11 protein-coding genes are annotated in these 13,415 nt (G+C 62.5%); 9 read left to right on the forward strand and 2 right to left on the reverse strand.

Translation table 11 applies throughout. The features are described from left to right. On the forward strand, positions 1-863 hold an 863-nt coding region (rfbA, locus tag QQK63_RS02805), incomplete at its 5' end, for a glucose-1-phosphate thymidylyltransferase RfbA (RefSeq protein ID WP_284283171.1). Between the two features lie 98 nt (positions 864-961). Here rfbA and QQK63_RS02810 read toward each other — a convergent pair. Both QQK63_RS02810 and QQK63_RS02815 read right to left on the reverse strand, forming a co-directional pair. Continuing rightward, positions 962-3,466: a hybrid sensor histidine kinase/response regulator gene (locus QQK63_RS02810; protein WP_277827754.1), complete on the reverse strand. Its 2,505-nt coding sequence runs from the start codon at positions 3,464-3,466 to the stop codon at positions 962-964. A gap of 98 nt (positions 3,467-3,564) precedes the next feature. After that, positions 3,565-4,074: a putative pterin-binding protein gene (locus tag QQK63_RS02815; protein ID WP_277827752.1), complete on the reverse strand. Its 510-nt coding sequence runs from the start codon at positions 4,072-4,074 to the stop codon at positions 3,565-3,567. Positions 4,075-4,314: 240 nt separating this feature from the next. Between QQK63_RS02815 and QQK63_RS02820 the strand changes: the two genes are divergently transcribed. The 8 genes from QQK63_RS02820 to QQK63_RS02855 all read left to right on the forward strand — a co-directional run bounded on the left by QQK63_RS02820 (position 4,315) and on the right by QQK63_RS02855 (position 13,330). Next, positions 4,315-4,917: a response regulator transcription factor gene (locus QQK63_RS02820; protein WP_277827845.1), complete on the forward strand. Its 603-nt coding sequence runs from the start codon at positions 4,315-4,317 to the stop codon at positions 4,915-4,917. 188 nt (positions 4,918-5,105) lie between these two features. Further along, the gene (locus tag QQK63_RS02825; protein WP_277827750.1) at positions 5,106-6,353 is read left to right on the forward strand and encodes a polysaccharide pyruvyl transferase family protein; all 1,248 of its coding nucleotides are present in this window, start codon (positions 5,106-5,108) and stop codon (positions 6,351-6,353) included. Continuing rightward, entirely contained in the window at positions 6,353-7,585 is a 1,233-nt protein-coding gene (locus QQK63_RS02830) for an oligosaccharide flippase family protein (protein ID WP_277827748.1), read from the forward strand. The genes QQK63_RS02825 and QQK63_RS02830 overlap by 1 nt, the downstream gene beginning before the upstream one ends. Next, complete coding sequence (locus QQK63_RS02835) at positions 7,582-8,841, forward strand: Coenzyme F420 hydrogenase/dehydrogenase, beta subunit C-terminal domain (RefSeq protein ID WP_277827746.1); 1,260 nt, start codon at positions 7,582-7,584, stop codon at positions 8,839-8,841. Before QQK63_RS02830 ends, QQK63_RS02835 begins: the two co-directional genes overlap by 4 nt. Next, the gene (locus QQK63_RS02840) at positions 8,838-9,821 is read left to right on the forward strand and encodes an acyltransferase family protein (RefSeq protein ID WP_277827744.1); all 984 of its coding nucleotides are present in this window, start codon (positions 8,838-8,840) and stop codon (positions 9,819-9,821) included. The genes QQK63_RS02835 and QQK63_RS02840 overlap by 4 nt, the downstream gene beginning before the upstream one ends. After that, positions 9,818-11,143 (forward strand): hypothetical protein, encoded by a 1,326-nt coding sequence (locus QQK63_RS02845; RefSeq protein WP_277827742.1) that lies wholly within the window; start codon positions 9,818-9,820, stop codon positions 11,141-11,143. The genes QQK63_RS02840 and QQK63_RS02845 overlap by 4 nt, the downstream gene beginning before the upstream one ends. Before the next feature lie 28 nt (positions 11,144-11,171). Then, positions 11,172-12,101: a glycosyltransferase family 2 protein gene (locus tag QQK63_RS02850; protein ID WP_277827740.1), complete on the forward strand. Its 930-nt coding sequence runs from the start codon at positions 11,172-11,174 to the stop codon at positions 12,099-12,101. Then, positions 12,098-13,330 (forward strand): glycosyltransferase, encoded by a 1,233-nt coding sequence (locus QQK63_RS02855; protein ID WP_277827738.1) that lies wholly within the window; start codon positions 12,098-12,100, stop codon positions 13,328-13,330. The genes QQK63_RS02850 and QQK63_RS02855 overlap by 4 nt, the downstream gene beginning before the upstream one ends. The last annotated feature ends 85 nt before the right edge of the window (positions 13,331-13,415 follow it).

Genomic DNA, 13,415 nt, shown 5'->3' on the forward strand with positions numbered 1-13,415 from the left:
CGCGGCTTTACCCGATCACCATGGGCCTGTCGAAACAGCTTTTGCCGATCTACGACAAGCCGATGATCTACTACCCGATCAGCGTGCTGATGCTGGGCGGCATCCGCGAGATCGCCATCATCACCACACCGCAGGACCAGGACCAGTTCCGCCGCACGCTGGGCGATGGCAGCCAATGGGGCCTGTCGCTCACCTATATCCCGCAACCAAGCCCCGACGGCCTCGCGCAGGCCTATATCCTCGCCCGCGATTTCCTGAACGGCGCGCCCTCGGCCATGGTTCTGGGCGACAACATCTTTTTCGGTCACGGCCTGCCCGAGATCCTGGCCGAGGCCGATGCGCAGACCCATGGCGGCACGGTCTTCGGCTATCGCGTGGCAGACCCCGAACGCTACGGCGTGGTGGATTTCGCCCCCGACGGATCGGTGCGTGCCTTGATCGAGAAACCGACCCATCCGCCCTCACCCTTTGCTGTGACGGGGCTTTATTTCCTCGACGGTACCGCCCCCGACCGCGCGGCGACGGTCACCCCATCGGCGCGGGGCGAACTGGAAATCACCAGCCTTCTCGAAAGCTATCTGCACGACGGCACGTTGCGCGTCGCCAAGATGGGGCGTGGGTTCGCCTGGCTCGATACGGGCACCCATGCGAGCTTGCTCGATGCGGGAAACTTCGTGCGGACGCTTGAGCAACGTCAGGGGATGCAGACCGGCAGCCCCGATGAAATCGCCTATGCGCAGGGCTGGATCTCTGCAGAAGATCTGGCCGCCCGCGCATCCCTGTTTGGCAAGAACGAATACGGGACATATCTATATTCGCTTTTGACTGCGATAACCGCCGATCATTCATCGGACCGACGATGAACACACGCCCAGATTGAATAGTTCGGCTGAACGCCTACCGCCCCGCTATCGAAGTCTTTTTGCGGAACGTTCAACCTTCCGCGCAGATTAGACCAGGCTCAAATTTTTATACTGGAAAGCGCAGATTCTGTATCCGACCATATCGACCGCAAGCGTGAGCCAGTCGTTATATCGTTATGCACCCCCCGATGGATCGCATCCTCAACGGCGACGAGTTCTCCATGAAGTGCTAAGGCACCGAACATGGCGGCAGACCCCGCTGCGTGATGGGCTTCATTGGCAAGCTCGGGTCCTATCTCACCGCGCTCGATAAAGGATGCGACTGCCTCTACGCTTTCCGCCATTTCATTGCAAAAGCTCGCTAAGAGATCTGAGAACTTCGAACGGCCTAGAGCGCTGTTGAGCTCCTTGAGCTGGGTATCGTCAAGCAATATGGTCGAGTTGGGAGTGGCAATGGCGGACCAGTGGGGACCTCGTGAAAACCGAGCAAGCATGGAGCGCAGACCGCGCCTCGAGATCGGCTTGACAAGGATGTCATCAAGACCCGCAGCCCGGAAACGCTCTTTATCGGAGTCGGCTGCATGCGCCGTAAGGGCGACTATTGGAAGACGTGTGCCTCGCCCCTCAGCTAGACGGATGGCCCGAGTAGCTTCTACACCGTCGAGCACGGGCATGGAAATATCCATGAAAACGATGTCGTAGGAAGCTTTATCGACCTTTTCGACACCCTGTTGACCGTTATGAGCCTCGTCTACAGTGTGACCGTCCTGCTCGAGAAGGTCGCGTAGCACGATCCGGTTGATACGATTGTCCTCTACGATAAGAATTTTCATCGGCGCGACGACCGCTGCATCTGTAGAGTACTCTACGGTGCTTTCAGGCGGGCTAGGGGGCAACCCCATAGCTGTGACCGATTCCAATGGTATGCGCACGCGGAATAGGCTTCCTTTACCTTTGACACTCTCAACGCAGATCTCGCCGTCCATCGCCTTTACGAGGCGTCGTACGATGCCAAGGCCAAGACCTGTACCGCCGACGGCACGGGTATAAGAGGTGTCAAGGGTCACGAAGTCTTCAAAAATCCTTTCGAGGTCAGAGCCATCGATGCCAATTCCATCGTCGATCACGCGAAACTCAACTGCTTCAAGACCATCTAGGCGTTCGGCCTCAACCAAGATCGTGCCATTGCGCGTAAACTTAATTGCATTGCCCAAAAGGTTTAGCAGCACCTGCCGAATACGTATCGGATCGCCAACAACAGTGTTTTGATCGCCAATCATGACACGACATGCGAGAGCATTTCCTCGGTGCTCTGCTACAATACGCTGACTTTCAATTAATTCGCGCACAAGCGCGTCCAGCGAGAATGGCTCTTTGTTGAGAGCGATCTTGCCTGACTCAATGCGAGACATATCAAGCACGGTGTCTACATGATACAAGAGTTGTCGCCCTGACGCTCGGATTATATCAAGATATTCACGTTCCTTCGGTGAGCGGTCGCGCACGTCGAGCAGATCGAGCGTGCCAAGCATTCCATTTAGTGGCGTGCGCATCTCGTGACTCATGACGGCGATCAGATCGGCCTTGGCCTTTTCGCCGGCCACCGCCTCGTCTCGGGCTTCGATCAACTCACGCTCGGCGGCGACCCGGTGCGAAATGTCACGTATGTAGGAAATGAAAACCTCACCATCGCGGGTTTCTGCAGACGAGATTGACAATTCTACAGGAAAAACTCTACCCAACTTGTTGCGCGCTTCGAGCCGGACGCGTCCCTTGTCGATCACGCGTTTCTCGCCGGTGCTCAAGTAGCGCCGCATGCCGTCAGCGTGGGCAGCGCGGTGGTGGTCCGGCACGATCAGGTCGTCCATCGGATTGCCTAGAGCTTCCTCGCGGGCATAGCCGAAGATATTCTCTGCAGCACTATTGAATTCAAGAATACGTCCCTGGTCGTCAGCCACAATAATTGCATCGAGCGACGTTGAAATTATCGTTCCAAGTCGAGCCCTTGTTTGCCCCTCTTGGTAGGCGCGAGTGCGTTCCCGAAGCACGAAATGAGCAAGTAAAGCAAGTAGCACAACCATAAAGAAGAACAGCGCAAATGTAATTCTAGAGACAAAAGACAGCGTCGAGGCAACGCCAGACCTTTGTTCGTCCGATTGGCGCGCCAGGGCAGCGACACCCTGAATAGTTACAGTCCGCACATCGGCTCTGATCTGTTCGGCACGGGCAGAAAGCATGGGGAGCCCAGCGCGAAGCTGAGCATCTTCCGCATCAATCAACGGGACCATATCTTCGAGAAAAGCTTCGAGACGAGAGAGGGCCGCCATCGCGGACGGGTCTTGTCTTACGATCGAGAAGAGCGGGCTCGACTGAAGAATATTGAAACGGCTGTACAGTATGTCGAACCGACGTCGTACTTCGCCGACTGGATTAGGTTCCAATCCATCCGTAACCAAAGCATCGTTGATGGCATCGACCAGCCCGAGAAGTTCGACGTCGGCCTGCGCTAGCGACCATTGGGTGTTGTCAGAATTAGCGGTTGCGAGCTCATCGATCTCTCGGCTGACTTGCTGACCCATATTGATCAGAAAAGCAAAGGCCAAGACAGCTGGTATCAGGCTAAAAAGGATAAATGCCCACAGACGAAATCGTCGACTGTCAGACTGGCGACTTGTCCCTCTTGGCCGCTCGTCAACCTGGGTCAGGGCAGCACCTCGATCCTGTCGAGCTGCCAAATGCTGCGGGAGTAAATCGTCTCGCTCTGATATTCAGGCGAACTATCGAATGGATAGATCAGCCAAAGCGGACCCTTGTCGCGGAGGCCCATAAGTTCGCCATTTCGAAGAAACGCGATGATCGGCCCGCCTTCGATCGCATCCGCTATTGGGATATCGACGGCATAATCATTGTGAGCAATAGCACGAAGGCTACTGCCCTCGGCCATGATGGCATCGAGCAAGTCGACAAGCTCCACGCCCTCGAAGGTCTGTAGGCCGTCGGTCCAGATCGTTGAGGTTTCAATCACCACCGTGCCGAGAGTCTCAAGGAGCGGAAGATCAAACTCAGCCGCTTGCCCGGAGTTTGTCGCGCCGATCTCCCCAGTCACGGTCAGCAGGACCTCACCCTCGGTCGGTTCAAGCGCCGTCGCGGTCCCTGCCGCCAGAATGGCAGCCGCGAGCGTCAACGGTTTAGCAAGCGAATAGAAACCCATTCCTTGGCCCCTTTAACATCCTGTCTGCAGTGATCTGCACACTAACTTTGCTTGTGCCACAGCGCCCGAGGACAATCACTGGCGCAAGAGGATAATAAGCTATACTTTTGTATAGGAAAGTATGTCGTTTTTCTTCTTCTCTCGCTTTCCAAGTATATTGAACGATGCAATGATGGGACGATAGTAGGGCTAGCAGGTGTGCAGATTATGGTTGAGTTCAACCAATCACGGAGCGACGACATGCGCATTTTGGTAGCCGATGATCACGACCTCGTCCGTGAAACCATCGCCGCCTTCCTGAAATCCGAAGCCCAAGCCGAAGTCTCAACAGCCGGTTCCCTGGCCGATGCGCTCGAGATGGTCGCGACGAACGGCGCCTTCGATCTCGTGCTGCTTGACTACAACATGCCGGGCATGAACGGGCTGGAGGGCCTGCGGAGAATGATTGCTTCAAACGGCGACAAGCCTGTGGCTGTCATTTCTGGAACCACGACACGGGCGCTTGCTGAAGAAGTGCTGAATGCCGGGGCACAAGGGTTCGTCCCGAAGACACTATCCTCCAAATCGATGGTGACGGCCGCTCGCTTCATGGCTGCAGGTGAAATCTACGCGCCATTCCAGCTAGTCCGCGACCGCGACGAGGCCGCTTCGGAGCTATTGACGCCCCGAGAGACCGATGTTTTGCGTGGTGTCTGCCGCGGACAATCGAATAAAGAAATCGCACTCGACTTCGATCTGGCGGAGGCAACTGTGAAGCTTCATGTCAAAACTCTTTGCCGCAAGCTCGACGCCAAGAACCGCACCCATGCCGCGATGATCGCGCGGGACCGCAACCTCGTGTGACCGGCCCTCGCAGGCGACCATAGCACCCCAACGCCCCACGCACGAAATTGTTCTTGCGGGCAGCCTTACCCCGGACCTATCCGAATGGATAGGATGGACTGTCCAACCGGGCGGCGTTCTCTTCTCCTGCGCGGACGACTTTATCATTAAAGCACCTTATCGCTGCCTCGACCAACTGAGGTGGACCCATGATCACGATTCTCAACGCCGCTCCGGACACCGGAAATCAGGGTGTCAGCGCATTGTGCCATTCCGTCGTCGCGGGGCTTTGGCAGCGCGGCGGCCGCGCGATCACGGTCGCCGACCACGGTCGCGGCCTGCGACGTGCGGAATGGGGGGCGGTAAGTGTAGATCTTGTGGGGCTAACGCATCACCGCCGTGTCTGGCGCAGCGATAATCTACGCGCAACGCACGCTATGCTGCGCCTCGGCGTCGTCGGCACGGCACCCGCACGCGTCATTGCCCGCTCGCAGGCCGTGCTCGACATTTCAGGCGGCGATAGCTTCACCGACATCTACGGGTCGAAGCGATTCAGCGCGATGGTGTTGACTAAGCGTCTTGCACTTGACGCCGGCGTTCCGTTGATCCTCCTACCGCAGAAGCTGGGGCCGTTTCGCGACCCAGCGAACGAAGCCAAGGCCGTCGCGATTCTGAAGCGAGCCACCGCTGTATGGGTTCGCGACGCCAGCAGTTTTGCGTTCCTGCAGGCAGCCCTGCGTGAAGACTTCGATCCTGAACGGCACCGTCTTGCAGTCGACGTCGCGGTCGCTCTCCCTGCAGAGGCACCTGTTGGGCTCGACAGCGAGACGATGGCCTGGCTTTCTCCAGAGCGCGGTTTCCCACTGGCAGCACTGAACGTATCGGGGCTTCTATGCAACAATGCGGTGGCTGCGAAGGACAACTTCGGCTTGACCGACCGTCACGACGCCCAAATCGAGGCTGTAGCCCGTGCTTTGCTGGAGGCTGACCCATCGCTGCGATTGCTCCTAATGCCGCACGTGCATCGTCCGGTTGGCGACGCAGAAAGCGACCTTGCCGCGTCGAACGCTCTATTTCACAGGCTCGGCGCCGAAGCTGAAGGCCGGGTTCGGATAGTCGAGGCACCGCTACCGGCGATGCAGCTGAAGTGGGTACTTTCAAGATTGGACTGGTTTGCCGGGGCACGGATGCATGCCACGATCGGTGCCTTCTCCTCAGGCACACCAACGCTCGGGTTGGGCTACACCGATAAGACCGAGGGCGTCTTCGCCGAATGCGGGATCGCCAGCGACGTTGCCGACCTTCGGAAGCTCGACGCGCGTGCGCTGTCGCATCGCGCTCTAGTGTCCTACGCTCGTCGGCACGACCGTGCGGACGACCTCGCCAAACGCGTAGTCGCGCTGCGAACTCGCGCCACAAAAGAAATGGAAGAAATCGCGCGGCAGGCTGGGCTTTGATGGCACGCAGTCTGCAAGAGGGTAAGGCACTGGCTTGGGGCGTGCCAATGCTGGCCGAAGCCGCAGCGCTGGGTCGCTCGGTTGCCTTTGCCTGGGCAATTGGTCCGGACGAACTGGGCCGCGCTTTGATGCTGGCGCTCACGGTGCGACTGGTAGAAATGATGAGTGATCTCGGTGCCGACCGGCTCATGCTTCAAGCGCGTGACGGCAATTCCGCGGCGCTACAGGCCGAGTTGCAGGGCGGCTTCGTGCTACGCGGGCTTCTGGGCGCGCTTGTGCTACTCGCGGCCGCGCCGGTCCTTCCGGTGCTCTTTGACGGCGGACCCACAGCTGCTTCTTACGCTCTGCTCGCGTTGGTGCCGCTTCTGCGCGGCGTCACGCATCTCGATTTCCGCCGCGCTGAGCGCGGCTTCCGCTACCGGCCGATGGCCTTGGTCGAAGGCGGTGCGACGCTGGCGATGGCCCTGGCGGTATTGCCCGCCGCCGCCGTGTTGGGCGACCACCGTGCGATGGCGTGGGTCCTAATCGCCCATGCCTCGGCGCTTGTCTTGCTTTCGCATGCCGTCGCATCGCGGCACTATCGGCTGCGGGTCTCGATCCCTGCGCTCCGGCGCATGTGGCTGTTCGGCGCGCCCCTGATGCTCAACGCGCTCCTGATGTTCGTGACCTTCTACGCAGACCGAGTGATCGTAGCGACGGCCTATGACTGGGCGACGCTGGCTCTTTACGGAGTGGTGCTGCAACTGGCGCTGTTGCCTGCACAGATCGTGGGCCGCGCCGCCGGCTCGCTCGTGCTACCGCGGCTACGCACCGCCCTTGCGCAGGGGCGGATGGGCGCAGTCTGGGCACCGCTCGTGGCCGCCCATGCGGGCCTTGCGGCGTTGCTAGCACTTGGTTTCGCCGTACTCGCCGCGCCCGTGATTGGACTGGTCTACGGCGCGGTCTTCCAGCCCGACGCGGCGCTCGCCTTGGCGACGGGCCTTGCAGCCGGGTTCCGCGTGCTGCGCACGCCGTTTTCGCAACTGGCAGTTGCCACGGGCCGCACCGGCGACCCGGCGCGCGCCAACATCATCCGGGCGCTGGCACTGATCCCCGCCGCGGGCGCGGCCGCGCTCGGCCTGCCGCTGGCCGGCATCGCCGCCGCCGCGGCACTTGGCGAGGCCGGCGCGACCCTTCGCGCCTGGCTTCTCACGCTGCCCCGGCGCAACCAGACACAGGAGAGCTTCGCATGAGCGCCGATCCGATCACCAAAATCGTCGCCTGCAACCTCTGCACCGGCTGCGGGGCCTGCGCGGGCGCCTTCCCAGAGTTAATACGCATGGTCGATGACCCGATGAACGGCCGCCGCCCCGTCGTCGCCGCCACCGCCGAGGGCCGCGCCGCCGCACGCGATGCCGTGGCGCTTTGCGCCGGAAGTGCAAGCGACTGGACGACGCTCGACCGCGCCGACAAAATCGATGACGACTGGGGTCCGGTGCTGGCCACGTGGGAGGGTTGGGCCACCGACGACGAGATCCGCCACCGGGGGTCCTCGGGCGGGGCCGTCACTGCATTAGCAGCTTTCGCGCTGGAGAGCGGCGTTGCCAAGGGTGTGGCTCATATTGCCGCCCGCGTCGATGATCCGCGCCTGAACGAGGCCGTCATCAGCCGCGATCGTGCGGCCCTGATGCGCGGGGCGGGGTCGCGATATGCGCAAGCAAGCCCGGCCGAGACCCTCGGACGGATCGCCCGCAGCGACGAGGCCGTGGCCTTCATCGGAAAACCCTGCGATGTCGCATCGGCCCACAAGGCGATGCGAGCGGATAGCGGCCTTACCGACAAGATCCCACTGACCATCGCCATCTTCTGCGCCGGTGCGCCGAACCTCAATGCGACCAACAATCTGCTCGACAGGTTAGGAGTACCGAAGGGCGGCAAGGTCGTCGACCTGCGATATCGCGGGGAAGGGTGGCCGGGGCTGATGCAGGCGGAATGGGTGGACGACGATGGCAACCGCCACACCTCGGACGGTATCCCCTACGCCGAGGGCTGGGGCCGTATCCTGCAAGTCGAGCGCCGCTGGCGCTGCCGGGTCTGCGCCGATCACACCGGCGCTTTCGCCGACATCTCGGTCGGCGATCCATGGCACAACCCGCCCGAGGGCAACACCGACGCGGGTCGGTCGCTGATCGTGGCGCGCACACTCCGCGGGCGGGCCTTTGTCGAGGCCGCCATCGCGGCGGGCGTGCTGGTGACCGAGGCACGCGGGCGCGCCGTGATCGCGGCGGCGCAGCCGAACCTGAAGGCGACGCATGGTGCCGTCTGGGGCCGCCGCGTTGCAATGCGGGCCGTCGGCCTGCGGGCGCCACGTGACCGCGGGCTTGCGCTCTTCGGGATGTGGCGCGGGCTGAGCTTGCGCGAAAAGCTACAGTCGTTCGCGGGCACTTGGAAGCGGGTCATCCGCGAGCGCCTGTGGCGCCGCGTCGTGATTTCAGGGGCTGCGCGATGAAGCTGGGCCAGGCCTTTTCCGAGGGGCGGAGCGTCAACCTCGACGCGCTGCGGCTGGTGCTGGCGGCTGCCGTCATGATTAGCCACGCCTGGCCGCTGGCGCTGGGTTCGGGCACGCCTGAGCCGCTGTTGGCGCTGACCGGCCATGCACTCGGGGGTTGGGCCTTGGGGCTCTTCTTCTTCCTATCGGGTCTCCTGGTGACGGCCAGCGCCGAGCGCCGCGGTGCGCGCGCCTTCTGGGCCGCCCGAGCACGCCGGATCGTGCCGGGGCTCGGCGCTGCACTTTTGGTTACTCTCGGGCTGGCCTATGCCAGCGGTGCTGTCGCCGGCCCAGCGGAGGCCGCAGCGTGGTTCCTTCGCGCGCTGACGCTCGTGTCAATCGAGCACCGCCTGGAGGGCGCCTTTGCCACGAACCCCTATCCGGAGGTTTTGAACGGCCCGCTCTGGAGCCTGTTCCACGAGGTCACGGCCTACGTGGTCTGTTTCGGCTTCGTCGCTCTCGGCGGCACGCGGCGCCCGGTCGCGGTCGTGGCCCTTATTGCTCTCGCGGCCTTCGCCGCGCTCTTCTCCGAGGCGCTGCCCGGTCGGATCGGCACCTTTGCGCCACTTTTCGCGGCGTTCTCGCTCGGCACCGCCGCGCATGTCTTCCGTGACCGGCTGCACCTGTCGCCCGTGCTTGCTTTGGCCGCTCTGCCGCTTGCCCTTGTCGCAGCCTGGCCGCTGGCCATCGCGGCGCTCGGCTACGCGGCGCTTGTCCTATCGCTCCGCGCCCCGGCGCTGCACCTGCCTAACGACATATCCTACGGGGTCTACATCTACGGCTGGCCAGTGATGCAGACTATTGTCCACCTTGTTCCCGAAATAGGTCCGCTCGCCCTAGCAGCGGCCAGCCTCGCCGCCACGCTGCCCTTCGCCATAGCGAGTTGGCACCTGGTAGAGCGCCCTGCCCTGACCCGCTGCAGGTCGCGTTGTAAGTCATGAGCACCGCGACTGTCCCCTCAAAGATCAAACGCATTTTCGGCGTACCCGCAGCGGTCGCGCTGTTTTTCGTCGCGATGATGCTGCCGACCGCGGTATCAGTGAACCTGGGCGGCCTACGTCTTTCGGCCTATCGAGTGGTTCTGATCGTGATGTTCCTGCCGATGCTAATCCAGCTGTTGTCAGGCCGAGCCGGGCGTATCCACATCTTCGACATGCTGGTCTTTGCCCATTGCGCATGGGCGCTCATGGCACTGATCAACTGGGGCGGCGTTGCGCAAGGGATCGAGTCGGGCGGAATTTACATCGTGGAGTTCGCCGGCGCTTACCTGTTGGCCAGGGTCTACATCCGCAGCTATGAGGACTTCTCGGCCATGGCGAAGCTCTATGTGGGGCTGGTGCTTGGCACCCTGATCTTCACGATCCCCGAGGCGCTGACCTCGGTCCATTTCCTGCACGACACAATCTCGGGCGCGCTGGGTGGCCCGATGGCCCCCTATATCGAGCAGCGCATGGGGCTGGAGCGCACCTTCGGACCCTTCGATCACCCCATCCTGTACGGCGTCTTTTCGGCAGCAGCCTTTTCTCTCGCGTATTACGTGATCGCCGAGGCGCGGCTCATGAACGGGGGTGGCATGCTCAAGGTTTTGGGTGTGGGGCTGGCGACATTCATGTCGGCCTCAGGCGGGCCTTACGTGGTGCTCATGATGCAGGGCTTCGTCGCCGCGTGGCAAAGGGTGCTGGGCAAGATCCAGGGCCGCTGGGCGGCGCTCTTTACGATGTTCGCCTTGATGTATGTCGCGATCGACGTCTTCTCGACTAAGACGCCTTTCCATGTCTTCGTCAACAACTTCACCTTCTCTCGGCAATCGGCCTACAACCGCATCCTGATCTTTGAATTCGGCAGCGCCGAGGTCCGCCGTCACCCGATCTTCGGGATCGGACTGGGAGATTGGGAGCGTCCAGTCTGGATGTCCGACAGCATGGACAATTTCTGGCTGGTGACAGCGGTGCGTTACGGGCTGCCTGCCCTGTTCCTTCTTATGGGGCTGCTGTTCGGGCTGCTCTGGGCAGCGGGCCAGCGCAAGGGTCTTCCGCCGGAATGGCGCCGCGCTCGCCATGCCTGGGCCTTCACGCTCTTCGGGATCACCGTAGCCGCAGCCACTGTACACCTGTGGAACGCGCTCTTCGTGCTGTTCCTGTTCCTGATCGGTGCGGGCGCCTGGCTGCTTGATGCTAAGCCTGGAACCGCCCAAACCGCCCTGAACACCCGCCAGCGCGGCGGCTCCGCCGTCCGGCGCGCGCAGCCAGCCCGCCTTTTCTGAGACCGTTTTCCATCAAGGACGCATTCGCATGGACCTCTCCATCATCATCGTGAACTGGAACACAGAAGACTTTCTGCGCGATTGCCTGCACAGCGTCCTTGCAGGGCTCGGGCCGCTCACGGCCGAGGTGATCGTCGTCGACAACGCCTCGTCCGACGGATCGGTTGCAATGCTGCGGGCCGAGTTCCCGCAGGTGCGGCTGATCGAGACGGGGCGAAACCTGGGATTTGCGGGTGGCAACAACGTGGCCCTGAGGGTTGCGCGGGGGCGGCACGTGATGCTCTTGAACACCGACACGCTGGTGCATGGCGATGTCCTGCCCCGCGCGGTCGCCTGGATGGACGCGCATCCGGGGGTCGGTGTGATGGGGCCGCGTGTGCTGAACACAGACGGGACGGTGCAGCCGTCCTCCTCGGCGTTCCCCTCGCTGAAACACCTTGCCATGCAGACGCTGGGTCTGACGCGTATCCGTCGCTTCGACAGCTATAGGATGACGGGATGGGACCGGAGAACCGAGGCTCGGGTCGAGGTCATCTCGGGCGCGGCCATGTTTGTCCGTCGCGCGGCGATGGATGGGGTGGGCCTGCTGGACGAGGCGTTCTTCTTCTACGGCGAAGAGACCGACTGGTGCCACCGCTTCGCGCGCGCGGGCTGGGATCTGGTCTTCGTGCCGATACCGTCGATCACCCATTTCGGCGGCGGTGCTGCGGGCAAGCTGAACCACCGGCGTGACGTTCTGATGACCGAAGGCACCACGCGTCTGCACCGCAAGCATGGCGGGCTGGTCGCAGGGCTGGCCTGTTTCGCTATGCTGTCGGCGCATAACGCCTCGCGCGCAATACTATGGACGGGGCTGGCGCTCCTCGGGAACCGTGGTGCCCGCGCCCGCGCCCGGCATTTCCGCGCCGTGGTCGCCGACCTGCCCAAGGCATGGCCCACACGGGGGGCTACGGCATGAAGGTTTTGCTGCTCGCCCCGAACGTCGACGGCACGGATGTCGGCGAAGCGCTGATGGCCTTCAAATGGGCCGAGGCGCTGGCTGAACGGGTCGACCTGACGGTTCTCTGCTTTCAGCGGCCAAGCCGGGCCGAGGTCGCGCGGCAACTCCCCGGTGCGCGTGTCGTCACCTGGCCTGAGCCCGCCTGGGCGCTGAAACGCGAGCGGCTGAACGCGATGCTGAAACCGGCGTGGCCAGTATTCGCAGGCCACGTCCGGCGTTGGATCGCGGCGGCTGTGGCGCAGGGCGAGCGCTTCGACATAGCCCACCAGCTTATGCCGCAGGCGGCGCGCTACGCTTCGCCGCTTCGGCATTTCGAGATGCCCTACATCATCGGCCCGCTTGGCGGCGCGCTCGACACTCCCAAGCCGTTTCGCGCCGAGGCGGGCAGCGCGCCGCTTTTCACCCGGCTGCGAGGGCTGGATGCTACACGCTTTCGCTTCGACCCTTGGCTGCGAGCAAGCTACACGCGAGCGGCCTGCATACTAGGCGTTGCACCCTACGTGAAGGACGTGCTGGGCGCTGTGCCGCTCAACAGGTTTGAAAGCGTGCTGGAGCTGGGCGTCGACAGTGTTGCGCCGGAGCGCGCGCGCCGGATGGAAGCCGGTCGCCTCGACGTGCTCCATGTCGGGCGGGCCGTCCGTACAAAGGGGCTGCGCGATGTCATCCGCGCGCTGGCGCTCCTGCCTGACCTTCCAGGCGTCCGGCTCACCAGCGCGGGCGCTGGCGAAGAGCTGGAACTCTGCCGCGCCGAGGCCAAGCGGCTGGGCGTGGCCGATCGTGTGCGGTTTCTCGGCCGGGTGCCGCGCGCGGCGGTAGAGGCGCTTTATGAAAGCCACGACCTGTTTTGCTTTCCGTCTTTCCGCGAGCCCGCGGGCGGCGTCCTTTACGAGGCAATGCGTCATGGGCTGCCGGTGATCACCGCAGACCGTGGCGGCCCCTCCTCCATCATCGACGCGGCGTCGGGCATCAAGGTGCCGGTCACAGACCCCTCGGGCTTCGCCGCCGACATCGCCGCCGCGCTGCGCCGAATGGCGATGTTTCCGGAACACCGCACCACCTTGGGTGAAGGCGCACGGGCGAAGGTCCTGCGAGAGGGACTGTGGTCGGCCAAAGCCGAAAGGATGGTCGGGCTCTACAAGGAGATCACGGACCATCCGACCGGGCGTGCGACCCATCCGAAAGGATAGGACCACCTCTCCTAGATCGCCGTTAACATCGCTTTTTGCGTTGTAACATCAATTGGTTAATTCGGGTTAACCAGGTTGCGAAAAC

This window comes from Roseicyclus marinus (genome assembly GCF_030163795.1).
Lineage (GTDB): Bacteria > Pseudomonadota > Alphaproteobacteria > Rhodobacterales > Rhodobacteraceae > Roseicyclus > Roseicyclus marinus.